Here is a 26265-nt window from a genome sequence, read left to right on the forward strand (position 1 = left end):
ATTTTAACTGTTTTAAGTATTTATTTTTTGTTTTTATTTGGTTAATAATATAGACAGGTATTTAAATAGGCTTATTTCTATGAGCTTAACTCCCAAAAATTTTAACCAGCGTATAGTTAGAGAAATTACACTTATTTTAATAATCAAGATTGTAATTTTAATTACTATTAAGAATATCTGGTTCGATTCTCCAACAATTCCCAAGAACTTTGACACTCAAGTTGCCGAGCATATTGCCGGTACTCCCTCTCAATTTAAGGAGACACGTTGATGATTTCAGAAAGCGTGGTCGATCTCTCGCGGTTTCAGTTTGCCATGACCGCGTTGTATCACTTTATATTTGTACCTCTTACTCTTGGTTTAGCTTTTATTCTTGCCATTATGGAAACCACCTATGTGATTTCTGGCAAAGAAATTTATAAGGATATGACCAAATTCTGGGGAAAACTTTTTGGTATTAACTTTGCCTTAGGTGTAACGACAGGCTTAACCATGGAGTTCCAGTTTGGTACAAACTGGGCGTACTATTCACATTATGTCGGTGATATTTTTGGTGCGCCACTTGCTATTGAAGGTCTGATGGCGTTTTTCCTTGAATCGACGTTTATCGGTCTGTTTTTCTTCGGCTGGGACCGACTTTCCAAAGTTCAGCATTTGAGCGTGACCTGGCTGGTGGCGCTCGGTTCCAACATGTCGGCACTTTGGATTTTAGTCGCCAATGGCTGGATGCAGAACCCGGTAGGCGCAGCGTTCAACTTTGAAACCATGCGTATGGAGCTGGTTGATTTCGGCGCACTAATTTTCAACCCCGTAGCCCAGGTTAAGTTTGTTCATACCGTATCGTCAGGTTATGTGACTGGTGCGGTTTTCGTTTTAGCCATTTCAAGCTACTACTTGCTCAAAAAACGTGATCTGCCTTTTGCACGGCGCTCTTTCGCCATTGCTGCAATCTTTGGTCTAGCCTCTACACTTTCAGTGATTCTGCTTGGCGATGAGTCAGGTTATGAACTTGGCGATGTACAAAAAACCAAATTAGCTGCAATTGAAGCAGAATGGGAAACTCATCCGGCACCTGCTCCATTTACACTATTTGGTATTCCAAATCAGGAAGAAGAGCGTACTGACTATGCCATCAAAATTCCATATGTGATGGGTATTATTGCAACACGTTCTCTTGATAAAGAAGTAACAGGTCTGAAGGATCTCATGGTTCAACATGAGCTTCGTATCCGTAATGGTATGACTGCATATGCTGAACTTGAAAAACTTCGTGCAGGTGACCGTTCTCCAGAACTCATGGCTTCATTTACAGAAAACCAGAAAGACTTGGGTTACGGACTGCTTCTGAAAAAATATTCACCCAATATTGTAGATGCTTCTGAAGAGCACATCAAAGCAGCAACCAAGGATACAATCCCCAACGTTACTGCCCTGTTCTTCTCGTTCCGTGCCATGGTTGCATCAGGTTTCCTCATGCTACTTCTATTTATTCTTGCAACCTATGCAGTGGCTAAACGCAATGCAGAAAACAAACCTTGGTTGCTTAAATTTGCTCTTTACGGCCTGCCACTGCCTTGGATTGCTACACAAACTGGCTGGTATGTGGCTGAAGGTGGCCGTCAACCGTGGACAATTGGTGAAGTTCTACCTACACACCTCTCTGCTTCAAGCTTAAGCACTGGAGACATTTGGGGTTCAATCCTGGCACTTGCAGCATTCTATACCGTACTTTTAATTATCGAAATGTACTTGATGATTAAATTTGCTCGCTTAGGCCCAAGTTCTTTACATACTGGCAAATACTATTTTGAAAAATCAAATGCCGAGCAAGATGATATTGTTCTTCCACAACACGCATCTGGAGAGGTTCAATCATGATTGAATACGAACTCCTCAAAATAATCTGGTGGGTTTTGGTTGGTGTGCTGCTGATTGGCTTTGCGCTCACCGATGGCTTTGATATGGGCTCCATGGCAATTATGCCATTTGTAGGTAAAAATGATGAAGAACGTCGTGCAGCAATCAATACCATTGCTCCTCACTGGGACGGCAATCAGGTCTGGTTCATTACAGCTGGCGGTGCACTCTTTGCTGCATGGCCAATGGTATATGCAACAGCCTTCTCCGGCATGTACTGGGCATTATTACTCGTACTGTTCGCTCTTTTCTTAAGACCTGTTGGTTTTGACTATCGCTCTAAACTTGAGAATAAAAAATGGCGTAACTCTTGGGACTGGGGTTTGGCTGTTGGTGGTGCAGTTCCTGCTTTAGTTTTCGGTGTTGCCTTCGGTAATATGTTCCTGGGCGTACCATTTACCTTAGATGAAACCGTACGTTCAACTTATACTGGTAGCTTCTTTGTCCTACTTAACCCATTTGCACTGGTTTGCGGTATCGTCAGCTTATCTATGCTAAGTGCGCATGGCGGTGCCTGGTTAATGCTTCGTACTGACGGCGACTTGCATGCACGCTCTGCTAAAGCAACTCAATTGATGGGCGTGGTATTCTTAGTCTGCTTCTTGGGCGCTGGAGCATGGTTATATTTCGGTAATATTGAAGGCTATACTTTAGCTCAACCATTTGACACTAACGCTGTAGCAAACCCTCTTGCCAAAGAAGTGATTACCAATGGCAACCATGGCTGGATGAATAACTACTCAATTTATCCAATCACCATGATGGCACCGATCATGGCAATTCTGGGAAGCCTGATTGTGATTGCAGCTGCTGCGAAAGCCAAAGCCGGTTTAAGCTTCCTGGGCACATCCTTCATGGTAATTGGTGCAATTTTAACAGCTGGTTTTGCGTTGTTCCCATTCCTTATGCCTTCAAGCATCAATCCTGTCGCTAGCTTGACCATGTGGGATGCCGTATCAAGTAAAAATACACTCACTGTAATGACTGTTGCAGCCTGTATTTTTGTTCCAATTATTTTGTGTTACACCACCTGGTGCTATTACAAAATGTGGGGCGTGATTACCAACAAACACATCAAAGCCAATTCACACAGCTTGTACTAAGTTTTATCAGGAGAATGCTTATGTGGTATTTCGCGTGGATTTTAGGAATCTTGATGGCCTGTTTTGCAGGTGTGCTCAGCGCGCTCTATATCGAACATCATCAAAATCTGGATGAGGAGTAATAGCATGGCTGTAGTAATGACAACATCAATGAGGCTTACCGTTCATCGTCTGATTATGGCTGTTTCTTTCCTGTTGGCATTGCCACTTGCAGCCATTATGCTGATCCATCCTGCACTTATGCTGGATCAGCATGGTCAGTATAACCATCGTATGATCATGCTGATTATGTTAGGAATTTCAGGGGGATTTATTTATGGCGTAGGGTTTGTGCCTCGTTTCTGGTTATGGAAATGGTTGTTTAGCCCAGTTATCGCTTGGCCCCTTATGCTACTAGGCTATTATATCTGGCTGCTTCAGTAGTAAATTCTTATTTTAAAAAGACCTCATTTTGAGGTCTTTTTTATTGCGCCTGTTCGGCTATCCAATTCATAAAACTTTGCCGCTCTGCTTTAGAAGCTTTTTTCCAGAGTTCAATTAACTGCTGATCTGTTTGAGTGTTTCTACTGGTCATAGCAGTTTTTACTGTATCTACACTTGAAGCAGTATAAGTAGGCTCAGGCTGATGAACTGATGGCTTTATCTGCTTTTGGGTCAAATCAAAACTGCGTCCTAGCAAACCGCTACCTAACCAAGGTTTAGCTTCAGTATTTGCACCGGTCTGTTGCACAACCAGTTCATTTTTACTGTTATATAAAGCCACTGTTGGCTGAGCTGCATATATTTTTGCTGCTTCAAAAGACTGGGGTGGATTTACCAATGCCAAAGTATAAGTTTCACCATCTTTTAGATCTGGTGTCTGAACGGTTACCACACCTGATTTCAGAATGTCATGTTCGCCATTTAAATGTTGAAAGAACTGCCTATAGCGTATGCTTAAACTTGCCTTGCCTGCATCAATTTCATACGTACTTTCTTGTGAACGTAGAAAGTTATTTTTTACTTCCTGATCATTTACTGCCAATACATCAATAACTTCTGGCGCTGCAATAGTTACTGCAGCATATGCGACATTTCCTAGTGAAAATATTAAAGCTGCAATGGACAACCTTGAAAGCATAATAGGTACTCTACATGTTATATCTAAATTCTAGCTGCACTATGCTATGCATTTATGACTATTTTATGACATCTTGAACCTTAGATTTTAATTTTGATTAAATTATTAAATGCTAAGTTTTTCTTTTAATTTATTAAGAATGATCTATATGTTTAAAATAAAAAAAGAGTACCTACAGGTACTCTTTTTCAATTTTAGAAAGTTTAGTTAAATGTCTTAAAGCGTGCTGCGTCATCCATAAAAGTTTTTTCACCTGCCGGAGCCTCAATTGAACCAAATACCAGTTGAGCGCGTAATTTCCAGCTTGCCGGAATACCAAAAGTTTGGGCGACTTCTTCATCTACAATTGGATTATAATGCTGTAGTGAAGCTCCAATACCCTGTTCAGATAAAGCCGTCCAGACAGCAAACTGCGCAATTGCAGTAGAATGTTCTGACCACACTGGAAAATTATCTGCATAGGCGGCAAATTGTTCCTGCAAGCCTTTAACTACATCCTGATCTTCATAAAATAAAACTGTGCCATAACCTGCTGCAAAACTGCTGATTTTCCCATCAGTTGCTGCAAATGCTTCAGCCGGTACGATTTTACGTAAAGTCTCGCGTACAATTTCCCAGAATTTGGTATGAGATTCGCCAAACAGAATCGCAGCACGGGAAGACTGTGAGTTGAATGAAGATGGACTGTGCTTGATTGCCTCACGAATTGTTTCTTCGATTTTTGCCTGGTTTACGTTGACATTATTACCAATTGCATAAATTGTACGACGATTTTTAACGTGATTCATAAATGACATAATTTTAGTCCTTTCTGTACTTTAAAGACAGATAATCTGTTGTTTGTTAAAATCAGTTTATAAGAATCCGGGAATAACGTCAGCCTTAAATCAATAACATAGTGTTTTATTTTTGGAACAATACTTTAAAAATTTCTTAAATTTCTTTATTTCTGACTCTAAAATAAAGCAGATTTATTATTTTATACTTTAAAAAATGAAGAACTCCGCATTTAGCGGAGTTCTTTAAGATATAAGCCAGATCACTTATCAGTTTCAAATAAAGCAGCAACAAAAGCTTTGGCAGAGAATGGACGCAAGTCATCAATTTTTTCGCCTACCCCGATAAATCGGATTGGTACATGAGTACGACTTGCAATATTAAACAGCACACCACCTTTAGCAGTACCATCAAGTTTGGTAATAGTTAAACCGGTTAAACCAACAGCTTCATCAAACATTTGCACCTGATTAATAGCATTCTGGCCTGTACCAGCATCAACAACCAGCATAATTTCATGTGGAGCTGTCGCATCAATTTTCTGCATAACACGCTTAACTTTTTTAAGCTCTTCCATCAAATTACTTTTATTGTGCAAACGTCCTGCAGTATCGGCGATTAGCACATCAATTCCTTTAGCACGAGCACTTTCGAAAGCATCAAAAATAACTGATGCACTATCGGCACCGTGTCCCTGCGCAACCACCTGAACATCATTACGCTCCCCCCAGATTTGCAACTGTTCAGTTGCAGCCGCACGGAAAGTATCGCCCGCAGCCAGCATAACTTTCTTGCCTTCTCCCTGTAAGCGCTTAGCCAGCTTACCAATCGTGGTGGTTTTACCTACACCATTTACACCTACCACTAAAATCACATAAGGATTTTTATTCGGGTCAATATGTAAGGGTTTAACACGCGGCGCAAGCAAGGCAACCAGTTCTTCTTGTAAAGCTTTATAAAGTGAATGTGAGTAAATCAAATCACCCCGAGCAGTCCGCTCAGTCAAATTATTAATAATTGTCTTGGTTGCTTCTACACCAATATCGGCAACCAGTAATTGCTCTTCAACCTCTTCAAGCAACTCATCATCAATTTCCTTACCCCCGATCAGGATATTGACCATTCCATCTGCCAAGTTCTTACGGGTTTTAGTCAGCCCCTGTTTCATCCGGCTAAAAAAACCGCCTTTAGATTTCTCTTCATCTGCCTCTACACTCTGAATACTGGCAGTGACAGGTTGTTCTTGTTTTGGAGTATCAATAATGGGAACGTCAACAGCAGGTAAGCTAGGTAAAGTGACATCGTCATCCCCGATATCAGAATCAATCAAGAATTTATTTTGCACATTAGATTGCTGTTGCATGCCGATTCCTTGAAAAGCATCGCGTTAAAAAAGAAAGAGTTTAGCATAGATTCCTGACCGCGCATGATGCTTAGGCTAAGTCTCAACCAAAACTCAACAACTATGGCTTGCGTTAAAGCCCTGTTTTTTGAACAATAGAACAAAATTATACATACTTGACCGGAAATAATAGTGTCTCAAGTTACACGACAGTTCAAAAAACATCTTAAATCTATCTCTCCTTTTCTTTTTATATCTTTAAGCATTATGGCTGGGACAGTGGTGATATCTACAACCCTACAGGCTCAAACCACGACTGAACTTTCCAGAACAACTGTAGAAACCTCATTAAGCAACGGTTTAAAAGTTATTATTCGAGAGGACCATCGTTCACCTGTAGTAATGACCCAAATCTGGTATGGGGTCGGCAGTAGTGATGAGTCTGGTAATCTGCTAGGTATATCACATGCTTTAGAACATATGATGTTTAAGGGAACAACCAAAGTACCTCATAATGAGTTTACCCGTTTAAGCCGCATTTATGGCGGTAGTGTTAATGCCTCAACCTTTACCAATTATACCAACTATTATCAGCTTTATCCGAAAAGCTATTTACCACTCGCACTGGAACTTGAAGCTGACCGTATGACTAACCTGGTGCTTAAACAGGAAGACTTTGAGCCAGAAATTAAAGTCATCATGGAAGAGCGCCGGTTACGTACTGATGATAATCCACGAACTTTGGCTTTTGAACGATTTAAATGGATTACCTATCCTACAAGTCATTATCGCCAGCCCGTAATTGGCTATATGAAAAATCTGCAGAATATTCAGTTAAATGACCTGAAGAACTGGTATCACAACTGGTATACCCCTAACAATGCTATTTTAATTATAGTGGGCGATGTAAATGTGGAAGCAACTTTAAAGCAGGTAGAAAAATATTTTGGGTCAATTCCTGCACGTAAAACACCAGAACGTAATGATGTCATCGAATTTGACCGCCCAGGTTATCGACATATGGAGCTTTCTCTTCCGGTCCAAATTAATAACCTGTATATGGCTTGGAATGTCCGTTCATTAAAAACTGCCAAAAATCCTCAGGATGCCTATGCCCTTACCATTATTCAGTCCCTACTTGATGGCAGTATTTCTTCACGTTTACAGAACCGGCTGGTAAGGGATAAAAAAATACTGACTGCTGTCAGTGCAAGTTATGATCCTTTTAACCGCGGAGATACTCTTTTTAATATTACAGCCTTACCTGCAGATGGAGTCAGTTTCCAAGAGGCACAAGAAGCCATACAGAAAGAACTGGATCAGCTCAAAACTGAGGCGGTGGATTCCAATGAACTGGAACGTGTAATTACACAATTCGTATCTAGTTTAATTTACAGTCAAGATGATATCGCTGGGCAAGCTAAAATGATCGGGAATCTGGAGATTAATAGCTTAAGTTATCGCTTACTGGATAAACTGCCACAGCACTATGAAACAGTGACGCCACAAGATATACAGCGAGTTGCAAATGCCTATTTTGTCCGTGAAAATCTGAGTACGCTTTATTTATCTCCGCTTCCTCAAGATTCAAAATAAAGAAAGGATTGCTATGATTCATCTACGTATGCCTTTATTAATGGCCAGCCTTTCTCTAAGTTTGTCGGCAATTGCTGAAGTCAATTTACAGGAAGCTGACTTTGAGCAGGATAATAGTAAACTATATTCTCTTTCTACCTTACAAAGCTTACGCAGCATTTCTAAGAAGCAGGAATATCAGGCACCTTATGTACATGATCTGACAAATCGCTATAAGGTCCGTAGTCTGTTCGTCGAATCACAAGATTTACCTATCATAGATATACAACTCACCTTTAATGCAGGTTCGGCAAGAGATGAAAGTATAGAAAAAGGATTATACGGATTAGCAAATATGACAGCTAATCTGCTAGATGAAGGCACAGAGTTTTATACTGCGCAAGAGGTTGCAAATACTTTTGAGCGTCTTGGTGCGCAGTTCAGTATAAATGCCTATCGCGATATGTTTATTGTACGCTTGCGGGTTTTATCAGATCCAAAAAAGCTTGAACCAGCTTTAGCAATGATAATTCATCTATTGAATCACTCTAGTTTTAATAATTCAGGCATTAAGCTGATTTTAAACAATACCCAGGCAGGTCAGAAACAGGTTCAAGAGAATCCAGGCAGAATGCGGGATGTACGTTTCTATCGGAGTTTGTATGGGACTCATCCTTATGCAGAACCCACTCCAGGTACCCAGCGTAGTATTAGTAAAATCACCACTAAACACCTGAGAGCTTTTAGAGACACTTTTTTAGTAGCACAGAATATGAATATTGCTATTACGGGTAAACTCAATCAGCGGGAAGCGCTTAAACTTTCTGAACGTATTGCAGGAAATTTACCACAAGGTCAAAGAGCTCCAACACTTCCTGTTCCGGAAGAGCACAACGGTTTTAATATTCAACATATTCCATTTAATTCATCACAGGCTCATGTCAGCATGGGCCAACTGGGCATTACCCGTTTTGATCCAGACAGACTCGCCCTAGAAGTTGCTAACCAGATGCTGGGAGGAAGCGGCTTTAACTCGCTACTGATGCGTGAGTTAAGGGTAAAACGTGGTTATACCTATGGCGCTTATAGCACAATAAACTCAACTCAAGCCCGTGGTGTCTTTAATATTAGCTACTCCACCCGTCAAGACCAGCTGCTAGACAGTATCCGGGTTGCGCACAAAACGCTGCTTGATTTTGTTCAACAGCCACTTGACCAGAAACAGCTAGAAGAAACTAAAGCAGGCATATTACGCGCATTTCCAATGAATTTCAGCAGTAATGCCAGCATGAATGCACAGTTAGGTGCTATCGGGTTTTATGGTCTACCTGCCAATTATCTGACTCAATATTCCAAACAGCTGGCTAATCTGACCACCAAGGATGTAGAAAAGGCCGTAAAATTACATTTAAATCCTGAAAATCTGACTTTAGTTATTGTGAGTGAAACCTTGGACAAACAGGCTATACAGAGCATTTTAGAGCAAAACCTGAATTCACAGATAACATCGCCTGCGGCTTCTAAACCTATACCTAGCGCAAATCCTCTGCCGCCTGTGCCGGATAATGCTTCACCTGTGTCTGTTCAAACTGATACGCCCGCATCAATTTAAGATAATAGATGCGCTGAATCTTTTCAGTTTGTAATAGTTCAAGAGCCATTTTCTGAGTTTTGGGATGAACAGCCTGTTTTGAAAGTATTAAAATATTTTGATATTGGTTGGTGGCAACAGGTCGAGATAGACCAATACAAACCATTAAAAAAATTAGGCCCATAACAAGCAGTACAAAAATATCATAGATACGATCTAGTGTTAGAACTGCTTTAATTTTCTGGAAACTATGTGGGGATATGAGCATAACCTACCTCGAATAACAGGTAGTTTAAAGTGCTCGCAGGTAAAAGTACAAGTAAAGCAGTCTAATAATAGCGCAAGCTGTATATTATTAGACCGGTTCACCATTTGCATATCAATGCTCAGTAAAAGACTACCCGGATTACAGTGTAGTAGAGCACAGCAGCAACAATCGCCATTACTACAAATATTGCAAAAATACCGACTCCACGTTCTGAATCTGCCGGATGCAGGTCGTCTTCATCTGCAATACGTAAAAGTTCTCCATTATAAATTGAGTAAAAACGTACACGGTCATCATATTCATACTGCCGAGTAAAATCATAAACATGCTTGCGCTGTTTCAAACAAAAATTCCCCAAATGCACGTTCTGATCTAATGATGCCGCATCCAGATTACGCCGATGGGCATGTGCCAGTGCGACAATTTGCTGCTCAGTTGGAGGATAGTCAAAATGCAAACCATCAAGGGTATTATATCTTTCATTACTGACAGTTGAAGTATCCGCTATTATTGTGGAAGCCATAATTATTGTCCTCTTATTTATCTAATTTTCTTTTTCATTCTAATAAAAACATTTTTTGTTTAATGTTTAAACATGTAAGCTTGAAAAACAGAATCTTTACCCAATATGTACATTGACAAGTTAAGACTAATGTAATATTAGTTTCACATAGATTTGTTATTTTAATATTAAGACAATTTGTCTTTTATATTCGCAATCATAATTACAATAAGGAGTTTACTATGATTCAAAATATCTCTCATCATGACTTAGAACATGTGTACGCTAATGCTGTAAATACAATACAGTCTCAAATGAATTTTAGCGAGGCTGTACAGCAGCTAGAAGAAGTTGCTCGTGCAGGTCATGGTAAAGCGGCCCTTTTCCTTGCCGAGCTTTATTACCAAGGTTTCCGTGTAGAACGGGATTCCTTAAAAGCTCAGTACTGGCAAAAGATGGCCACGATGCAGGCTTAACAAAACGTCACCTAGGTGGCGTTTTTTAATACCTTAAAATAATAATTTCTTACCGAATATACCTAAAGCTTAAACTGTACTTTCATAATTAAACCTTACAATAGGCCTGACTTCGAAATTCTTATAGCCATGAATGATCATGAATACTTATAGCCAACTTCAACCTGCTTCTAAAGAACTTATAATTAAACTCTCTATTTTAAAAACAATGATGTATTGTGGTGTGGTCTGGGGCCTTTATAATGATGGCTGGGCAATCAAATCAGACCAGGAAGACTATGTTTTTCCTTTCTGGCTTAATGGTGTGCAGGCACACCGTTATGCTCAGGTACATTGGCCAAACTATACGCCACGCCGTATTACTCCGAAAGACTTTCAGAAATCACTATTACCGACATTAACTCGTCTGAATGTTACACCAGCACTATTTAACTCATCTAACCGTAAGTTTAAACTTTCTGCCAATCAGATGTGTCATTTTTTCTTTAGTGAATTAAACTGTGATGCACTTTAAAAAAGTGAATTCATAAGATAAGCTTCCTGAAACCTGTATATCTCGATATACATTTTCAGCATTTTTTAACGAGATTATTTTAAACTCTTTGCATTTTCTAAAAATCAGGCTAAGTTAAATTAAAACGATAAGTAACACCAAGGAATCATTATATGACTACTGTCTCTCAGGTTCTTCACAATAAAACAGAAAAAGCCATTTTTACTATTTCACCAGAAGCTACTGTACTTGAAGCGATTTCACTTATGGCCAACAAGGGAATCGGTGCATTAATCGTAACTGATGAACAGCGTGTCGTTGGAATTTTGTCTGAGCGCGATTACACCCGTAAAGTTGCATTAATGGAACGCTCTTCCTATAACACCACAGTGAGTGAAATTATGACCAATAAGGTTTTAACCGTGGGTCTTAATAATACTGTAGAAGATTGTCTTCAACTGATGACTGACCGCCATTTGCGACATTTACCCGTGCTTGAAGACGAGCGGCTGGTAGGACTGATTTCAATCGGTGATCTGGTCAAAGCTGCAATGGAAGACCAGCGTCTGATGATTGATCAGTTACAGCAATACATTTCAGGTTAAATTTAGAACTTTTAACAACCCTTAATTAAACAGGTATACATAAAGATACCTGTTTAATTATCTTAAAATGTAAAGATTAGAGACCCAGTTTTGCTGCTACATAATCTGAATCTTTATCACCCCGGCCAGAAAGGTTTACAATAATCCGAATCTCTTTAGGCATTTTAGGTGCCTCACGAATTGCCCATGCAACTGCATGAGAGCTTTCAAGTGCAGGTACAATCCCTTCCACGCGCGATAACGTCATAAAGGCAGCCAGACACTCCTCATCACTGGCGGTAGCGTACTCTACTCGACCAATATCCTTGAGGTAACTATGCTGTGGCCCTACTCCAGGATAATCCAGCCCTGAGGCTATAGAGTGAACAGGTAGTGGCTCACCATGCTCATCTTCCAGCACATAACAGGCCATACCATGTAGTTTGCTTGGTTTACCAAGTGTTAGAGATGCTGAATGCATAGGAGTATCTAAACCATGACCAGCCGGCTCAACTCCGACTAATTTAACATCCCGGTCATTTAAAAATGCACTAAATGCACCAATTGCATTAGAGCCGCCGCCTACACAGGCAACAATATAATCCGGATTACTTCCAAAACGCTCATGGGTTTGCTCTTTAATTTCCTTTCCAATAACAGACTGAAAATCACGGACCATTTTAGGAAATGGATGAGGACCGACAACAGAACCAATCGCATAAATAAAGTGATCAGGGTCTTTTAAATATTCTTCAAAAGCACTATCCACTGCATCTTTAAGAGTAGCGGTACCACGCGTTACCGAGACCAGTTTTGCTCCCAGAATTTTCATTTTTACAACATTTGGATGTTCTTTTTCAATATCCACCTGCCCCATGTGAATTTCACAAGGAATACCCACCAATGCACAGGCAGTTGCCAAGGCCACGCCATGTTGCCCGGCTCCAGTCTCGGCAATAACTTTGGTCTTACCCATATATTTGGCCAGTAATGCCTCACCCAGACAATGATTAATTTTATGGGCACCAGTATGGTTCAGATCTTCACGTTTCAGATAGATTTGTGCCCCGCCTAATTGATCAGACAGTCGCTTCGCATGAAATAATGGACTTGGACGGCCAACATAATGTGCAAAAAGATCAGCCAGCTCTTGCTGAAACTCTGGAGTATGACGTATTTCTTCATAAGCCAGATTAATCTGATCCATGGCCTGCTTTAGATGTGGTGGAATAAACTGGCCCCCATATTCACCAAAGAACCCCTGTTCATCCGGTAAAGCTACGCCATTGATTTGATGATTCATAATAAGTTCCAGCTTGTATACATTTTTAAACAGGGAGATTAACGTGCCAGATAGCGGGTCATCTCTTCAATTCCTTTAAGCGTCATTGGATACATGTGATCTTCAAAAATTTCCTTAATCATGGCTATAGTCTGAGTATAATGCCAATAACTTTCCTGCTCCGGGTTCAGCCAAGCTGTTTTATCGAAGTGCTGACGCAGGCGTCTTAGCCACACTTCTCCCGCTTCATCATTCATGTATTCAACTGATCCGCCAACCGATCTGAGTTCGTAAGGTGCCATGCTGGCATCGCCAACTACAATTACACGATAATCTCTGGCATAAGTATTAAACAGCTCTTGCGTTTCCATACGGGTTGAGGAACGCCGATAGTTATCTTTCCAGACATAGTCATACAGGCAGTTATGGAAATAAAAATATTCCAATGTTTTAAATTCGGTACGTGCGGCACTGAACAGTTTTTCACATTCACTGATATGGGCATCCATAGAACCACCCACGTCGAACAGCATCAATACTTTAACCCGGTTACGACGCTCTGGTACCATCTGTACATCCAGAATCCCCTGCTTGGCTGTCTCACGAATAGTACCGTCAATATCTAACTCTTCGGCAGCACCGGTACGGGCAAACTTACGTAAACGACGTAATGCCAGCTGCATCTGCCGCGAACCAAGGATCTGCTCATCATCAAGGTTCTTGTATTTGCGCTGTTCCCACACTTTAACTGCTGAGCGCTTTCGCCCCGGCCCTCCGATACGGACTCCCTCAGGATGATCACCGTAAGCACCAAACGGAGAAGTACCCCCTGTACCAATCATCCGGTTGCCACCCTGATGTTTTTTATGCTGTTCACGCAAGCGCTCTTCAAGCATTTTCATCAGCTCCTCAAGTGAGCCTGCTTTCTTGAGTTCTTCGCGCTGTTCAGGAGTAAGATGTTTTTCAAGCAGCTCCAGATCAAACCAGTCTTTTGGCAGTTTATGAACCTGTTTTAACAACTCATCCAGATCAATACTTTCGATCCCATCAAAATAGTCCTTCATAGCACGGTCAAACTTGTCAAAGAATCGTTCATCCTTGACCAAGATCATTCGTGCCAGCTGATAAAAACCTTCTTCATCAGCAAAGACTAACCCTTGCGCAACTGCCTGATTTAAATCGATCAGCTCCCGGGTAGTCACCGGTATTCGATATTTTCGTAATGTATAAAACAGCCGCACGAACATAGCAGGAGCCTCTTAACGTCGTGACATAAAAGCAAGACGTTCAAGAAGCTGCACATCCTGTTCATTTTTGATCAGGGCACCGTATAGAGGCGGAATTGCCTTAGACTTATCATGATGTCGCAAAATATCTTCTGGCATTTCATCAGCCATCAGCAGGCTCAACCAGTCAATCAGTTCAGAAGTTGAAGGTGGTTTTTTCAAGCTTGGTATCTGGCGTAGCTTGAAAAATATCTGCAAGGCTTCACTGACCAGAGTAGCCGAAATATTTGGAAAATGGACATTGATAATAGCCCGCATGGTAGCTTCATCCGGGAACTCAATATAGTGAAAAAAGCATCGACGCAAAAATGCATCTGGTAATTCTTTTTCGTTATTTGAAGTAATAATCACAATCGGACGCTGAATTGCTGTGACTGTCTCACCCGTTTCATATACGAAAAATGACATTTTATCAATTTCATGCAACAGGTCATTTGGAAATTCGATATCTGCTTTATCAATCTCATCAATCAGCAGTACACAGCGTTCTTCACTGGTAAATGCTTCCCACAGTTTCCCAGGCTTAATATAATTTGCAATATCGTATACTCGGTCATCACCAAGCTGACTGTCACGCAGACGCGATACCGCATCATATTCATATAATCCCTGCTGCGCTTTAGTGGTCGACTTGATGTGCCAGGTGATCAACTTTAAACCCAGACTCGCTGCTACCTGCTCTGCAAGCAAGGTTTTGCCTGTTCCTGGCTCTCCTTTAACCAGTAACGGCTTTTGCAGAATACGGGCCGCATTTACTGCAAGTTTAAGGCTTTCAGTGGCAATATATTGCTCTGTACCAGAAAATTTTTGAGAATCCAAAGACATAATTAAACCTTATTTTTATTACTTAAAGTGGCGAAGTCTTTTTGGGTGCCGTATAACGTGTCCACAGATACCCGATTAGCAGGCCAAGCGCAATTACAAACAAAATAGCCGCCAGATTGGACCAAACAAGCGGGTACTCTTTGGTGAGTACACCAAAGATCAGTCCAAAGGTTGCTGGCGCAATGGAAGCATTTGGCCCTTCTGAAACAGTCGGGGTGACCAGAATTGCAAAAACGATAATCCAGCTAATTGCTCCAACCGGCGCTGGAATACGTCTTGCGATATTAGTCCAGCACCATAAAATAATTAATGTACCAAGACCATAAACTGTTACAGCGATGCTATCTTCAGGAATTGAATCGAGCATCGAAAGTAAACTGTTCCAAACTCCTGAAAATTGATCAAGCACCACGCAAGCCCTCTGGTTCTACTGCATTAGGGTTAATTAAACCTTCTGGAGGCATTTGAATAAAAAAGCCTTTGGTTTGTAGGGAATCAAGTACATGTAATACATTTACCCGAGCCAGACGGCGCGTTTCAGATAATTCAAGATGCATTACAAAAGTAGCCCGCCCAAAAGCATGACGTAATACTTCAGGCACTATCTCAAGCGGATCAAGTTCCGAAGAGTCAGACTCGGCTGAATAATCAGGACGTGCAATATAAAGGTACATCTCATCTTTCTTACTAGATCTATAAATATCACAATGCATTTTTGAAACAGAACTCATAAAACTCAAATCAAAGCATACATGAAAAAGACGACGGTTACATTAGCCATCATTAACGCATCAGTCGTGTTTTTACTTAAATATGCCGCTCTTCGTCAATTCATATTTAGTTAATTTGTTACTTTTATCTGGGTCGATAAATAACTTTCATCCTGTTGTAAAATCTGGATAAGCGGCTTGGTTAATATTTCATAGCGCCAGCCCAGCAGATAGTCTGGCAAATTCTGCTCATCTCCATGAAAGACGACATGCTGATATAAAGAATTCATCCATTTTTTACGCAGTAGAACCTCTTTGGGTACTTTAGTCTCTTCAACAACTGTTTGAATCAGGTTATCTACCTGCTCGGCAGTAGTTTTTGAGGCCTGTTTGATGGGACGAGCCATACGTAATGGCCACTCTTCTGCTTTAGGCAAAAATTTCAGCAAGTCCAGAATAACTTTTCCATATTCACGTACCACACCGGCACGAATATCTTTAATACTTGCCAGCTGGAAATTATTACGTGGATTTTTCTCGACCAAATCAATCATGGTTGAGTTGCGTAGAATAAAGCTACGAGGCTGGTTAAGTGCCTTAACCATTTGCTCACGCCACACACTTAAATGTTGAAGCTGCATAAGCTGGCGACGTGTATGCCGGTAATTGCCCACATCCTGATACAGTAAATGTAGGGGTGTTTCCTCAGCAATTTCTTGGGTCAGGTGCTTACAGTCTTCAAGTACACACTCATACAGGTTTTTCTGCTTAAGTTCAGTTTTAATCTGTTCGGCTAACTGTCCCAAGTACAACACATCATTTGCTGCATAATGTAGCTGTTCATCCGTCAGTGGTCGAGCTAGCCAGTCAGAACGGGTTTGATCTTTTTCAATATCAATATCAAGCACAAGTTTTAAAGCATTCTGATAACTTACCTGTAAACCTTGGCCTAAAAAAGACAAGCCAACTTGAGTATCAAATACATTGCTTAGGCTATAAGGGCCAGCATAATGATAAATCAGATCAATATCTTCACTACAGGCATGAAAAATATTTTGCTGGGCCCGATAAACTTTTTTCCAGAAAGCTGTAAGGTCTAAAGTTGTACCATCCAGTAAAAATATCTGCTCTGCAATATTAATCTGGAAAACACCGAGTTTAGGCCAAAAGGTATCGACTTTAATAAATTCAGTATCAAGTGCATAAACCGGATGTTGATCCATGAGGTAGAGCACTTTTTCTAAATCAGTTTGCTGTTCGATAAACTGAAACATAGGAGCTCAACAGTAATTTTTTGTTCATATTAACAAGTTAGGGTTATTTTATATATAGGTTTCTACTATTAGTCTTTTGTCTAAATCTTTATTAATTCAATGTTTTTAAATAGAATTAATACGTATTAACTATTTTCCAATCAATTTGATTGGTTATATTTTAGATGATTTCTTATATTTACTTTGGAATTAGCCTTATTTAGCAGTGAGTTTTTTTATATTGTCATAGTTATATCTATTTTCCAGTGACAGAATGTACGACAAAATGCAGTTTTTTTAGCATTACAAATAAAATAAGCACTTATAAGTGCTTATTTTATTCGCATCCGATTGTGTAAAGCTTGGCTTAACGTATGGCTATCTACATATTCGAGCTCACCACCCTGAGGTACTCCTTGGGCAATTCGAGTTAGATGCAAAGGCAAATGTTTGGTAGCTTCAGCCAAATAATGAGCTGTCGCTTGGCCTTCTACTGTAGCATTGGTCGCCAGAATAACTTCTGTAATATGACCTTCACTCAAACGCCGGACTAGATAAGGTATACCAATCTCTTCTGGACCAATCCCATCAAGTGGAGATAAGTGACCACCAAGGACATGATATTTACCTTTAAAACTGCCACTTTGCTCTATTGCCATGACATCGGCTGGTGATTCCACTACACAGAGCTGCTGCTCGTCACGTTCAGAAGATGCACATATATCACACACTTCATTTTCTGTCAGTGAATGACAGACTTTACATTCATGAATATAGGAAGTTGCCTCATTTAGAGCATGAGCCAGTCCTGATGCACCTTCCCGATTTTTCATAAGCAGATGCAATGCCATACGCTGAGCCGATTTCGGCCCAACGCTAGGTAAAATTCGCAATGCCTGTACAAGCTGATCAAAGCGTTCACTGAACACGTAATATTAATCCTTAAAATAATCCGGCCAGGCCTGGTGGTAAGCCCATACCACTATTGGCACTCTTCATTTTTTCTTCAGAAATTGCTTCTGCCTGACGGGCAGCGTCATTAATCGCAGCAGCAATCAGGTCTTCGATCATATCCGGTTCATCCTGTAAAAGGTCCGGATTAATTTCAATACGCTTTACCACATTACGGCATGTCATGGTTACTTTTACCAGCCCACCACCCGCTTCTGCATGTACTTCCATCTGGGCTAGCTCTTCTTTGGCTTTTTTCAGATTACTTTCTACATCCTTCTGCATACGCTGGGCTTGCTGCATCAACATATTAATATTCATTATTACTCTCCAAAAAAATTTAAATGGCTAAATTAAATCTAAACCGCGCGATAAATCGCGAATAATGTCATCAATGTCTTCAAGGCCGACAGAAACCCGGATCAAGCCTTCGCGGATACCTGCTGCTTCTTTCGCCTCTGCTGACAATTTACCATGCGTGGTAGTCGCCGGATGAGTAATAGTAGACTTGGTATCGCCCAGATTACCGGTAATAGAAATAAATTGGGTCTGATCAATGACTTTCCAAGCCCCTTCTCGTCCTTTTTTTACCTCAAAAGAAACAATCCCACCAAAACCACGTTGCTGCTTGGCTGCCAGTTCATAGCCTATATGTTCAGGCAGGCCGGCATAATAGACTTTTTCAACTTTTGGATGCTGTTTTAACCATTCAGCCAGTTTTTGAGCACTGGCCGTATGAGCTTTCATACGCAGGTTTAATGTCTCAAGGCCCTTTAAAAAGATCCAGGCATTAAAAGGACTCATTGATGGCCCTAAAGTACGCACCATACCGAAAACGTCTTCAAGCAGTTGATGACCGCCAACCACTGCACCACCTAAAGCACGTCCCTGACCATCAAGATACTTGGTAGCAGAATAAATCACCAGGTCAGCACCGAATTTTAAAGGCTGTTGTAAAACCGGAGTACAAAAACTGTTATCAATCGCCAGTAGAGCACCATTGCTATGCGCAATATCTGCCAGAGACTGAATATCAGCGATCTCGGCCAGTGGGTTAGAAGGTGATTCTACAAAAAGCAGTCGTGTTTCAGGACGTAATGCAGCTTTCCAGGCACTTGTATCTGTTAAATCAACGAAGTCTACCGTTACACCAAACTTGGCAACATATTTTTCAAACAGCGATACAGTAGAACCAAATACCGCACGTGAACAGATGACATGATCACCTGCCTTTAGATAAGACATGACTACAGCCAGTATTGCCGCCATACCCGAACTAGTAGCAACGGCACGTTCTGCGCCCTCTAATGCAGCAAGACGTTTTTCAAACATAGAAACTGTCGGGTTAGTGAAGCGCGAGTAGATATTACCTGGAATCTGACCCGAGAATTTTGCTGCTGCTTCCTCAGCATTGGCATAAACAAATGAAGAGGTCAGGAAGATTGGTTCGCCATGTTCGCCTTCAAAACTGCGTGTATGGCCAGTGCGAATAGCTAAAGTGTCAATTTGATAATCTGGTTCGTCTGGTTGGTTCATGTCTGACTCAGTCCGCAAGACTGCCCTTGATAGAAATTGCCAACATTTTGAGCGTCCAGAGTATTTCTGGTCAAGGTAAAATGCATAATTATCGCTTAGTCTTCATACAAATCTTTTGAAATGAGAAATGAATGCCAAAAATGTTTACCTTAAAAGCCAGAATTCGACAGCAGAAGACCAGATTTTTTCATCTTTCACGCCGTGTACTTAACCCCGAGTCATTGGTTCTTTCCCAATCCACACCCTTTCATGTAATCAGCAAGTATCATGGTAGCCAGCTGCGTTATTATGCTGCCGCTCATAAACGCTACAAGGAGCCATTAGTTTTTGTAGCACCGCTGGCAGTCAATATGGCGATTTATGATCTATATCCTTACCGTTCTTTAGTACAGCATTTTCAGCTGCAAGGTTTTGATGTTTATCTGGTTGATTGGGGAACCTTCACATTTCAGGACCGATATCGCGATTTTCTATTTTTTATTGATGATTGCTTGCCGCACTATATTAAAACTGTCTGTGAACACTCGCAGAGTGAAAAAATTTCCCTGCATGGCTGGAGTATGGGGGGTATTTTTGCTTTACTCTACAGTGCTTTGGCAAAACAGAGTCATGTTAAAAATCTGATTATTTTAGGTAGCCCAATTGACAGTTACGCTTCGGGTCGGATTGGCAGGCTATTTGAAACAGTAAATCAGTTACTTACCAGACATGCAAAAATCAGGCACAGTATTGAAAATATTCCTGAAGGGCTGATCCATACACCAGGTTTTATTAATGCCTTGGGGTTTAAAATAATTGATCCGGCAGGCTGGTTAAACAGCTGTATTCAGTTATTTAAATATATAGACAATGAAAAATTTCTGAGAGAACACACTACGGTGCAGACATTTTTAAATCATATGAATGATTATCCTGGGGCAATCAATAAAGACATGATTTTTAAAGTCTGGCTTAAAAATCCACTGAAAACAGGAAGTATTCATTTAAAAGATCGGTTAATTGACTTAAAAAATATTGAATGCTCATTACTATTAGGTGCCGGCACCACAGATCAGATTGTGACAGAAGCAGCTATTCAACCCCTTAGCCAATTGACAAATAGTGCAGATGTTTCATTTACTGCTATTCCTGGAGGGCACATCGGTTTAATGTCAAGTCAGGCAAGTGCCAATGAATTCTGGCCAAAATTGACCGAATGGCTGGTACAACGCTCATCAAGAATAAAGGATACATTATGATTCAAACTGTGGCATTTATTGGTCTTGGAGCAATGGGCTACCGCATGGCTGCACATCTACCCAAACATTTTGATACTGTTTATGTCTGGAATCGCAGCTTTGAAAAGGCTGAACAGCATGCAGCTGAGTACGGTACACAGGCAGTAGATCTACATCAGGCGGTACAGGCAGATATTATCTTTTCCTGTTTACCTACTAGTCAGGATGTGCAGCAGCTTATTGATTCATTAAATATTAAAGCTGGCGCTATATGGATAGACTGTACAAGTGGTGTTCCTGCAGCAGCGAAAGAGCTGGCAATGAGTTTAAAACAAAAGGACATCGAATTTTTAGATGCGCCTGTCAGTGGTCAAACTATTGGTGCCGAAAATGCCACTTTAACCATAATGGTTGGAGGCGATGCTGCAGTATTTGAACGTGCCCTGCCAGCTATGCAGACCTTTGGCAAGCTGATTAAACATGTAGGTGACTCAGGAGCTGGGTTTGCCGTGAAAGCAGTGAATAATATGTTACTTGCAGTGAACTTATGGTCAGTAGCTGAAGGTTTTACGACTTTAAAAGCCCATGATGTCAATCTGAATCAGGCCCTTGAATGTATTAATGCCTCAAGTGGTAAAAGTGGCGTCACTGAAACGGCACTGCCCGCACGAATATTAAACCGTAGTTTCCCGTTAACCTTTGCTTTACCTTTGCTTGCAAAGGATACAGGAATAGCACTAGATCTGGTTAATGAAGCAAAGTTACCTGCCCCACTTCTTGCGCTCACACAAAGTCTGATTCAGGCAGCAAATCTGACAGCAGAGCCCGATAGTGATTTTTCCGCTGCTGTAAAAATGTATGAAGCCTGGACCAAGATTATTTTAGAATAATTTTATTTTCCTAAAGCAAAGCTTCATAAAAATGATATAACTTTTGGTGTAAATAAGGCATAACTTATAAATATAACGTGATAAAAAGCCCCTTTTTCGGGGCTTTTTATTGTCTTTAATTTTTGTTCATCTTTAAAAATTTTTTAGATTTATATATTTAATGGTTCTTCATTATTTTCCACAACTCGAGAATAATACTTTGTATCTCACAGTAATCCTTACTTAATTAATATCAAGTAAAGCTAATTTCAGATTAAGAAATTCAGAAAAACTGTTTTTCTTTAAAGCAGGTTTTCTTCAGCCATAGTGAAACACTCACCAGTATAATGAGCACTGGTACTTCAACCAGAGGACCAATTACGGTAGTAAACGCCACGGGTGACGCCAAGCCGAAAGTTGCAATTGCAACAGCTAATGCTAATTCGAAGTTATTTCCCGCAGCTGTAAAAGAAATGGCTGTGGTTTTTGGATAATCATTTCCCATCCATTTGCTCATAAAGAAGCTGATAAAGAACATCAATATAAAATAAATGATCAGAGGAATTGCAATCCGCAAAACATCCAGCGGCAAGCTCACCACATCATTTCCTTTCAAACTAAACATTGCCACAATTGTGAACAATAGAGCCAGTAAACTCATTGGGCTGATCTTTGGCAAAAAGATATTTCGATACCAAGCTAAACCTTTGGCCCGAACCAGAAGAAAGCGAGTCATAAAACCAAGAAAAAATGGAATACCTAAATACACGAGTACCGCATGTGTGATAGTCCAAAAATCAACATTGATCACTTGCCCCGCAACACCAAAATACGGTGGCAAAAAAGTCAAAAACAACCAGGCATAAGTACTGAAGAATAGGATTTGAAAAATGCTATTAAATGCGACTAAGGCTGCAACGTATTGATTATCGCCACAAGCTAGTCCATTCCACACCAAAACCATTGCAATACATCGTGCCAGACCAATCAGAATCAATCCTGTCATATATTCAGGATAGTGAGGTAAAAAGATAACCGCTAAAGCAAACATTAAAACTGGTGCAATAACCCAGTTCTGAACTAGAGATAAAATTAGCGTTTTCTTGTCTTTAAATACCTCTGGCAAAGCTGCATAATCGACTTTGGCTAAAGGTGGATACATCATCAGAATTAAACCAATAGCTATTGGAATATTGATTGAATCTATACTTAACTTATCTAAGTTCACAGAGACTTGCGGAAAAAACACTCCTATAGCTATGCCTAGCGCCATAGCAATAAAAATCCAAAGTGTAAGATTACGATCCAGAAATGATATTTTAGCAGGCACAATATTACTCTTCACAATAGTCCGGAATATTTGAAGTTAAGGGATTAAGTATCGGGTTTAATGCTATTATTTTTAAAATATCATGTGCCCAAGTTGGTAAATCAGGGTTCAGGCGATAATATACCCACTGCCCTTTACGCTGATCCAGTAGCATTCCCAAGTTTCTAAGCAGGGCTAAATGACGAGAGATTTTTGGCTGACTTAATTTTAATTGTGCCGTAAATTCACATACACATACATTTTCTCTGTTCATAACTAATTTTAAAATATTTAAACGTGTTGAATCAGCAAGGCATTTAAAAAAATCTGTCTGTTCCATCTTTTGAAATCTCAAATATTTACTATTGCGAATATACGTATATCCATATATAAAGGCAAACAATACTAAAGAGATCGAGTAACCTATGTCTCAATCCATCAAAATTTATCATAATCCGGAATGTGGAACTTCTAGAAATACATTAGCCCTAATCCGTAATACAGGGCAAGAGCCTGTAATTATTGAGTACTTGAAGACTCCACCTTTAAAAGCAGAGTTAATTCAATTAATCAAGAATTCCGGACTAACTGTACGTGAAGCCATACGCAAGAATGTAGCACCCTACAAAAAGCTAGACTTAGACAAATTACATTGGACAGATGAGCAATTAATCACCTTGATGCTTGAATATCCGATTTTAATTAACCGGCCCTTTGTCGTCACAGAACTTGGAACCAAACTATGTAGGCCTTCAGAAATAGTGCTAGATATACTGTCCGCACCTCAACGTAAGGCATTTAGTAAAGAAGATGGTGAATTAATAATTGATCAAAATGGCAAAAGAGTGAGATAAAATTCAAGTTCAATATAATAAACCAAAGTGAATACTTAATTTTTCACCAGGGACTCTTCAGAGGAAAGTGTTATTGAGCAAATTCCACTTTCTCAAGAATAATTTTGTCATCAGGTCCCACTTTTACAAAAGTAAAATTCTTGCCTGTGCTCATTTTATCAGGATAAAAAGAGGCTTTTGCGATTCTTTTTATATCATCGTTTTTGCCGAAAAAATTATTCCGGGTATTGTATGTCCAGTAGAAAAAACAGCTCATACCTATAAATAAAGTTATTAAAATCCTTATGTGCATCCGAATGAGCCTTATATAGTAGTAATTCGCAGTGACTTTATTAAGTAATCTGCCTTTATACTTATACGTTAAAAATATAAAGAGTAAAAGAAATTTATATCACTGATATATAAATAATTCTTTTTTATAATTTCTATTTCCTTTATCGGTTTTTAAATAATATTTCCCTTTATTCTTAACTTTAGTGCCGGATTATAAATACATATTTATCAGTTATAGCCCATATACCTATAAAGATCAGTAATTTTTCTGGTGATATAATATTCACATACATCACTATAAGAATGACTTTCGATATTTATTAATAAATACTTAGGTTCTGCTTTCCTAGCTTTTTCATTTCTTTTTGCAGTTTGCTTGTAGTTCCAAAGCTACTGAAAACCAGATTATCTTTATCTTTTAAAAAAGATATGAACAAAACAACTGTTAGATAGAGGTAGCTTTACAAGATACCATAATAGTTAATATACCTTCCGGGCCAAAGCTGGTCAGTGATTAAAATTCAAGATTTCGAGTAGAAGTGATTTAGCTTATATCAATATTTTTGCGCCGGGCAATAAATCCAAAGAATCAGAAGCTATACTTATAAGTAATACAGTAAACTGCCAGCAAATGGTCAATACAGATTTACCAGATAGGAAATACCGCACGTCAAAGTAGAAAAGTAGAAAAGTAGAAAAGTAGAAAAGTAGATTTCGGGCTGGATCTACAAATTTTGAATAAATAAATTTAAAAAAACATAGTATTGCCTATGCAATACTATGTTTGACTTACTAAGAATCAACCCTTTACTGAAGAGTCTTCCACTGCTGGTGAACCTCTTCAGCATTCTTATTGAGATGAACTTCACCATTTTCTGCTTTGGCAACCCAGCTTAACGGGATGACATGGTGCTCATTATTTTCGTCATCACTACGAGTCAATTTAATTGAATCTTGGCCTTCTAAATGATCTACCTTTCCAACTTGAGTTCCACAAGAAGCTATTACTACGTCATGTTCATTAATATTTTGCATTGTTAAGCCTTATTATTTAATTCAAGGGAAAAACCACTATAGCAACTTGCCAAATTTGAAGTGTAAATTAATAATGTTTGTATGTTGATCAAATATAGTAGATTTTTAAATTAGGTAATTTAGGGGGACAAAAGCTACAGACTATGAGATATGGGGTCTGGTTTAAATAGATTATGGACCTAAATATCAGTTTTAAAATTTGTGTTGATCGGCTACGTTAGGTCTCCTTATCGTTTTTAAACACTACTTTTTACCGCTAATCTTTTTTTATGATCAATTCTGGCAAATTTAAAACTCTTGAAAGCATTCCTTTTACGTGGATAAAAAGAAGCAATAGCAGCACTATCCAAATTTTTATGATGGGTAAATGCAGGAGCAGTATGAGAATACAAGCAAAAGAATAATACACTCGATACTATAGAGGTCGTTACCAAAAATCTCATGTACACTAAAGAATACTCAAATATTTAGAAAATTTTAGGAAAGTATAGTGAGCTTATACATTAATAAACTTACTATCAAAAGATTTTTTGGCTTGAAGACTACCTTTGTAGCTTTTAAAGGCTGCATAATTAAGGGTTATAAACTGAAGAAGATTAAGCTTGAATTATCTGCAACGTAACTCTTCCAGACATGATGAAAAAATATATGATTGCTCAGCCGGTCCGAAAGCTTGCTGTATAGGGCAAACTTCATTATTAGACTCAGACATGACATATAGTAATAATATGTCCTTCTCAATGGATGATTACCTTAATAAATCTGTTTTCTACTTTCTGATCCTAGCCAAAATAATGGACAGCACGTCCCTCTAAAGATAACGTAACTTTAATCTTTGGAGATTCAAGAAATGGCTAAACGTTTTAGTCCCGAATTTAAACAGCAAGCGATTGATTATGCACTTTCAAACTCCCACGAACCTATAGCTGCAATCGCCCAGAAATTAGGTGTGGGTTATTCAACTTTAGACAAATGGATTCGTGAAGCCAATCCAGTGGGTTCAAGCAAACGTCAACTTTCACCAGAACAACAGCGGATCTTAGAATTAGAGAAAGAAGTCAAACAGCTCAGGGAAGCCAATGACATCTTAAAAAAAGCGCATGTGTACTTTCTAACA

30 protein-coding genes and 1 pseudogene are annotated in these 26265 nt (G+C 39.6%); 14 read left to right on the forward strand and 17 right to left on the reverse strand.

The window, feature by feature from the left end; genetic code table 11:
• The first annotated feature begins 79 nt into the window (after window positions 1-79).
• Genes cydP through J502_RS13270 form a run of 5 tightly spaced genes read left to right on the forward strand, consistent with a single transcriptional unit; the run spans window position 80 to window position 3443 of the window.
• On the forward strand, window positions 80-271 hold the full coding sequence (gene cydP, locus J502_RS13250; RefSeq protein ID WP_005026050.1) for a cytochrome oxidase putative small subunit CydP: 192 nt from the start codon (window positions 80-82) through the stop codon (window positions 269-271).
• Window positions 271-1878, forward strand: coding sequence for a cytochrome ubiquinol oxidase subunit I (locus J502_RS13255; protein ID WP_005020163.1), 1608 nt, complete (start codon window positions 271-273; stop codon window positions 1876-1878). The genes cydP and J502_RS13255 overlap by 1 nt, the downstream gene beginning before the upstream one ends.
• Window positions 1875-3020, forward strand: a complete 1146-nt coding sequence (cydB, locus tag J502_RS13260) for a cytochrome d ubiquinol oxidase subunit II (RefSeq protein WP_005406495.1) — start codon at window positions 1875-1877, stop codon at window positions 3018-3020. Before J502_RS13255 ends, cydB begins: the two co-directional genes overlap by 4 nt.
• 20 nt (window positions 3021-3040) lie before the next feature.
• Window positions 3041-3142, forward strand: a complete 102-nt coding sequence (gene cydX, locus J502_RS16450) for a cytochrome bd-I oxidase subunit CydX (protein WP_000270276.1) — start codon at window positions 3041-3043, stop codon at window positions 3140-3142.
• Between the two features lie 4 nt (window positions 3143-3146).
• Complete coding sequence (locus J502_RS13270) at window positions 3147-3443, forward strand: cyd operon YbgE family protein (RefSeq protein ID WP_005020161.1); 297 nt, start codon at window positions 3147-3149, stop codon at window positions 3441-3443.
• A 40-nt stretch (window positions 3444-3483) separates the two neighbouring features.
• On the opposite strand, the gene J502_RS13275 is transcribed toward J502_RS13270, so the two are convergent.
• The 3 genes from J502_RS13275 to ftsY form a co-directional block, all read right to left on the reverse strand.
• A complete protein-coding gene (locus tag J502_RS13275) occupies window positions 3484-4140 on the reverse strand; it encodes a DUF2057 family protein (protein WP_005406259.1) in 657 nt (218 codons plus the stop codon).
• Between the two features lie 203 nt (window positions 4141-4343).
• Window positions 4344-4937 carry a nitroreductase family protein gene (locus J502_RS13280; RefSeq protein ID WP_005026066.1) on the reverse strand — a complete coding sequence of 198 codons (594 nt, stop codon included), beginning with the start codon at window positions 4935-4937 and terminating at the stop codon, window positions 4344-4346.
• 242 nt (window positions 4938-5179) lie between these two features.
• Window positions 5180-6280: a signal recognition particle-docking protein FtsY gene (gene ftsY / locus J502_RS13285; RefSeq protein WP_005020155.1), complete on the reverse strand. Its 1101-nt coding sequence runs from the start codon at window positions 6278-6280 to the stop codon at window positions 5180-5182.
• Between the two features lie 246 nt (window positions 6281-6526).
• Here ftsY and J502_RS13290 point away from each other — a divergent pair, with 246 nt between their 5' ends.
• The gene (locus tag J502_RS13290; protein WP_249301598.1) at window positions 6527-7855 is read left to right on the forward strand and encodes a M16 family metallopeptidase; all 1329 of its coding nucleotides are present in this window, start codon (window positions 6527-6529) and stop codon (window positions 7853-7855) included.
• 13 nt (window positions 7856-7868) lie between these two features.
• Window positions 7869-9446, forward strand: a complete 1578-nt coding sequence (locus tag J502_RS13295) for a M16 family metallopeptidase (RefSeq protein WP_034684470.1) — start codon at window positions 7869-7871, stop codon at window positions 9444-9446.
• Here J502_RS13295 and J502_RS16680 read toward each other — a convergent pair.
• Together J502_RS16680 and J502_RS13300 are read right to left on the reverse strand one after the other, a co-directional pair.
• Window positions 9367-9693, reverse strand: a complete 327-nt coding sequence (locus tag J502_RS16680) for a hypothetical protein (RefSeq protein ID WP_005020151.1) — start codon at window positions 9691-9693, stop codon at window positions 9367-9369. The genes J502_RS13295 and J502_RS16680 overlap by 80 nt on opposite strands.
• Window positions 9694-9811: 118 nt before the next feature.
• On the reverse strand, window positions 9812-10216 hold the full coding sequence (locus J502_RS13300; RefSeq protein ID WP_005020150.1) for a hypothetical protein: 405 nt from the start codon (window positions 10214-10216) through the stop codon (window positions 9812-9814).
• Window positions 10217-10437: 221 nt separating this feature from the next.
• Between J502_RS13300 and J502_RS13305 the strand changes: the two genes are divergently transcribed.
• The 3 genes from J502_RS13305 to J502_RS13315 all read left to right on the forward strand — a co-directional run bounded on the left by J502_RS13305 (window position 10438) and on the right by J502_RS13315 (window position 11769).
• Window positions 10438-10671, forward strand: coding sequence for an SEL1-like repeat protein (locus J502_RS13305; RefSeq protein WP_005020149.1), 234 nt, complete (start codon window positions 10438-10440; stop codon window positions 10669-10671).
• Window positions 10672-10810: 139 nt separating this feature from the next.
• Entirely contained in the window at window positions 10811-11185 is a 375-nt protein-coding gene (locus J502_RS13310; protein ID WP_005020148.1) for a DUF2750 domain-containing protein, read from the forward strand.
• Between the two features lie 152 nt (window positions 11186-11337).
• Complete coding sequence (locus J502_RS13315) at window positions 11338-11769, forward strand: CBS domain-containing protein (protein WP_005020147.1); 432 nt, start codon at window positions 11338-11340, stop codon at window positions 11767-11769.
• A gap of 76 nt (window positions 11770-11845) precedes the next feature.
• Here the strand turns inward: J502_RS13315 and trpB are convergent, their stop codons facing one another.
• From trpB to J502_RS13360, 9 genes are all read right to left on the reverse strand, one after another.
• Window positions 11846-13051: a tryptophan synthase subunit beta gene (gene trpB / locus J502_RS13320; protein ID WP_005020146.1), complete on the reverse strand. Its 1206-nt coding sequence runs from the start codon at window positions 13049-13051 to the stop codon at window positions 11846-11848.
• Window positions 13052-13089: 38 nt separating this feature from the next.
• On the reverse strand, window positions 13090-14277 hold the full coding sequence (locus J502_RS13325; RefSeq protein WP_034684471.1) for a vWA domain-containing protein: 1188 nt from the start codon (window positions 14275-14277) through the stop codon (window positions 13090-13092).
• 12 nt (window positions 14278-14289) lie between these two features.
• A complete protein-coding gene (locus J502_RS13330; protein ID WP_005020138.1) occupies window positions 14290-15141 on the reverse strand; it encodes an AAA family ATPase in 852 nt (283 codons plus the stop codon).
• A 22-nt stretch (window positions 15142-15163) separates the two neighbouring features.
• Window positions 15164-15508 (reverse strand): hypothetical protein, encoded by a 345-nt coding sequence (locus tag J502_RS13335; protein WP_005405118.1) that lies wholly within the window; start codon window positions 15506-15508, stop codon window positions 15164-15166.
• Between the two features lie 34 nt (window positions 15509-15542).
• Window positions 15543-15854 (reverse strand): YcgL domain-containing protein, encoded by a 312-nt coding sequence (locus J502_RS13340; RefSeq protein ID WP_005020136.1) that lies wholly within the window; start codon window positions 15852-15854, stop codon window positions 15543-15545.
• A gap of 128 nt (window positions 15855-15982) precedes the next feature.
• A complete protein-coding gene (locus J502_RS13345; RefSeq protein ID WP_005020134.1) occupies window positions 15983-17125 on the reverse strand; it encodes a ribonuclease D in 1143 nt (380 codons plus the stop codon).
• A gap of 311 nt (window positions 17126-17436) precedes the next feature.
• The gene (recR, locus tag J502_RS13350; protein ID WP_005020133.1) at window positions 17437-18033 is read right to left on the reverse strand and encodes a recombination mediator RecR; all 597 of its coding nucleotides are present in this window, start codon (window positions 18031-18033) and stop codon (window positions 17437-17439) included.
• Between the two features lie 13 nt (window positions 18034-18046).
• A complete protein-coding gene (locus J502_RS13355; protein WP_005020132.1) occupies window positions 18047-18376 on the reverse strand; it encodes a YbaB/EbfC family nucleoid-associated protein in 330 nt (109 codons plus the stop codon).
• A gap of 27 nt (window positions 18377-18403) precedes the next feature.
• Window positions 18404-19591, reverse strand: coding sequence for an O-succinylhomoserine sulfhydrylase (locus J502_RS13360; RefSeq protein WP_034684472.1), 1188 nt, complete (start codon window positions 19589-19591; stop codon window positions 18404-18406).
• 140 nt (window positions 19592-19731) lie between these two features.
• Between J502_RS13360 and J502_RS13365 the strand changes: the two genes are divergently transcribed.
• Together J502_RS13365 and J502_RS13370 are read left to right on the forward strand one after the other, a co-directional pair.
• On the forward strand, window positions 19732-20829 hold the full coding sequence (locus J502_RS13365) for an alpha/beta fold hydrolase (RefSeq protein ID WP_249301603.1): 1098 nt from the start codon (window positions 19732-19734) through the stop codon (window positions 20827-20829).
• Entirely contained in the window at window positions 20826-21698 is an 873-nt protein-coding gene (locus J502_RS13370) for an NAD(P)-dependent oxidoreductase (RefSeq protein WP_034684477.1), read from the forward strand. The genes J502_RS13365 and J502_RS13370 overlap by 4 nt, the downstream gene beginning before the upstream one ends.
• A gap of 262 nt (window positions 21699-21960) precedes the next feature.
• On the opposite strand, the gene arsB is transcribed toward J502_RS13370, so the two are convergent.
• Together arsB and J502_RS13380 are read right to left on the reverse strand one after the other, a co-directional pair.
• A complete protein-coding gene (gene arsB / locus J502_RS13375) occupies window positions 21961-22950 on the reverse strand; it encodes an ACR3 family arsenite efflux transporter (protein ID WP_005406322.1) in 990 nt (329 codons plus the stop codon).
• A gap of 61 nt (window positions 22951-23011) precedes the next feature.
• The gene (locus J502_RS13380; protein ID WP_005020124.1) at window positions 23012-23326 is read right to left on the reverse strand and encodes a metalloregulator ArsR/SmtB family transcription factor; all 315 of its coding nucleotides are present in this window, start codon (window positions 23324-23326) and stop codon (window positions 23012-23014) included.
• An 85-nt stretch (window positions 23327-23411) separates the two neighbouring features.
• Here J502_RS13380 and arsC point away from each other — a divergent pair, with 85 nt between their 5' ends.
• Window positions 23412-23840, forward strand: a complete 429-nt coding sequence (gene arsC / locus J502_RS13385; RefSeq protein ID WP_005020122.1) for an arsenate reductase (glutaredoxin) — start codon at window positions 23412-23414, stop codon at window positions 23838-23840.
• Between the two features lie 1080 nt (window positions 23841-24920).
• On the opposite strand, the gene J502_RS13395 is transcribed toward arsC, so the two are convergent.
• Entirely contained in the window at window positions 24921-25148 is a 228-nt protein-coding gene (locus J502_RS13395; protein WP_005020120.1) for a DUF2171 domain-containing protein, read from the reverse strand.
• An 850-nt stretch (window positions 25149-25998) separates the two neighbouring features.
• Here J502_RS13395 and J502_RS13405 point away from each other — a divergent pair.
• Window positions 25999-26265 (forward strand): annotated as a pseudogene (locus tag J502_RS13405) (transposase); the annotation flags it as partial.

This window comes from Acinetobacter sp. 1294596, assembly GCF_000582925.1.
In the GTDB taxonomy this organism is placed as follows: Bacteria; Pseudomonadota; Gammaproteobacteria; order Pseudomonadales; family Moraxellaceae; genus Acinetobacter; species Acinetobacter radioresistens.

Coding starts and splice junctions, on each gene's coding strand:
- cydP (WP_005026050.1), top strand. CDS start 80: ATGAGCTTAACTCCCAAAAATTTTAACCAGCGTATAGTTAGAGAAATT.
- J502_RS13255 (WP_005020163.1), top strand. CDS start 271: ATGATTTCAGAAAGCGTGGTCGATCTCTCGCGGTTTCAGTTTGCCATG.
- cydB (WP_005406495.1), top strand. CDS start 1,875: ATGATTGAATACGAACTCCTCAAAATAATCTGGTGGGTTTTGGTTGGT.
- cydX (WP_000270276.1), top strand. CDS start 3,041: ATGTGGTATTTCGCGTGGATTTTAGGAATCTTGATGGCCTGTTTTGCA.
- J502_RS13270 (WP_005020161.1), top strand. CDS start 3,147: ATGGCTGTAGTAATGACAACATCAATGAGGCTTACCGTTCATCGTCTG.
- J502_RS13275 (WP_005406259.1), bottom strand. CDS start 4,140: ATGCTTTCAAGGTTGTCCATTGCAGCTTTAATATTTTCACTAGGAAAT.
- J502_RS13280 (WP_005026066.1), bottom strand. CDS start 4,937: ATGTCATTTATGAATCACGTTAAAAATCGTCGTACAATTTATGCAATT.
- ftsY (WP_005020155.1), bottom strand. CDS start 6,280: ATGCAACAGCAATCTAATGTGCAAAATAAATTCTTGATTGATTCTGAT.
- J502_RS13290 (WP_249301598.1), top strand. CDS start 6,527: ATGGCTGGGACAGTGGTGATATCTACAACCCTACAGGCTCAAACCACG.
- J502_RS13295 (WP_034684470.1), top strand. CDS start 7,869: ATGATTCATCTACGTATGCCTTTATTAATGGCCAGCCTTTCTCTAAGT.
- J502_RS16680 (WP_005020151.1), bottom strand. CDS start 9,693: ATGCTCATATCCCCACATAGTTTCCAGAAAATTAAAGCAGTTCTAACA.
- J502_RS13300 (WP_005020150.1), bottom strand. CDS start 10,216: ATGGCTTCCACAATAATAGCGGATACTTCAACTGTCAGTAATGAAAGA.
- J502_RS13305 (WP_005020149.1), top strand. CDS start 10,438: ATGATTCAAAATATCTCTCATCATGACTTAGAACATGTGTACGCTAAT.
- J502_RS13310 (WP_005020148.1), top strand. CDS start 10,811: ATGAATACTTATAGCCAACTTCAACCTGCTTCTAAAGAACTTATAATT.
- J502_RS13315 (WP_005020147.1), top strand. CDS start 11,338: ATGACTACTGTCTCTCAGGTTCTTCACAATAAAACAGAAAAAGCCATT.
- trpB (WP_005020146.1), bottom strand. CDS start 13,051: ATGAATCATCAAATCAATGGCGTAGCTTTACCGGATGAACAGGGGTTC.
- J502_RS13325 (WP_034684471.1), bottom strand. CDS start 14,277: ATGTTCGTGCGGCTGTTTTATACATTACGAAAATATCGAATACCGGTG.
- J502_RS13330 (WP_005020138.1), bottom strand. CDS start 15,141: ATGTCTTTGGATTCTCAAAAATTTTCTGGTACAGAGCAATATATTGCC.
- J502_RS13335 (WP_005405118.1), bottom strand. CDS start 15,508: ATGCTCGATTCAATTCCTGAAGATAGCATCGCTGTAACAGTTTATGGT.
- J502_RS13340 (WP_005020136.1), bottom strand. CDS start 15,854: ATGCATTGTGATATTTATAGATCTAGTAAGAAAGATGAGATGTACCTT.
- J502_RS13345 (WP_005020134.1), bottom strand. CDS start 17,125: ATGTTTCAGTTTATCGAACAGCAAACTGATTTAGAAAAAGTGCTCTAC.
- J502_RS13355 (WP_005020132.1), bottom strand. CDS start 18,376: ATGAATATTAATATGTTGATGCAGCAAGCCCAGCGTATGCAGAAGGAT.
- J502_RS13360 (WP_034684472.1), bottom strand. CDS start 19,591: ATGAACCAACCAGACGAACCAGATTATCAAATTGACACTTTAGCTATT.
- J502_RS13365 (WP_249301603.1), top strand. CDS start 19,732: ATGTTTACCTTAAAAGCCAGAATTCGACAGCAGAAGACCAGATTTTTT.
- J502_RS13370 (WP_034684477.1), top strand. CDS start 20,826: ATGATTCAAACTGTGGCATTTATTGGTCTTGGAGCAATGGGCTACCGC.
- arsB (WP_005406322.1), bottom strand. CDS start 22,950: ATGGCGCTAGGCATAGCTATAGGAGTGTTTTTTCCGCAAGTCTCTGTG.
- J502_RS13380 (WP_005020124.1), bottom strand. CDS start 23,326: ATGGAACAGACAGATTTTTTTAAATGCCTTGCTGATTCAACACGTTTA.
- arsC (WP_005020122.1), top strand. CDS start 23,412: ATGTCTCAATCCATCAAAATTTATCATAATCCGGAATGTGGAACTTCT.
- J502_RS13395 (WP_005020120.1), bottom strand. CDS start 25,148: ATGCAAAATATTAATGAACATGACGTAGTAATAGCTTCTTGTGGAACT.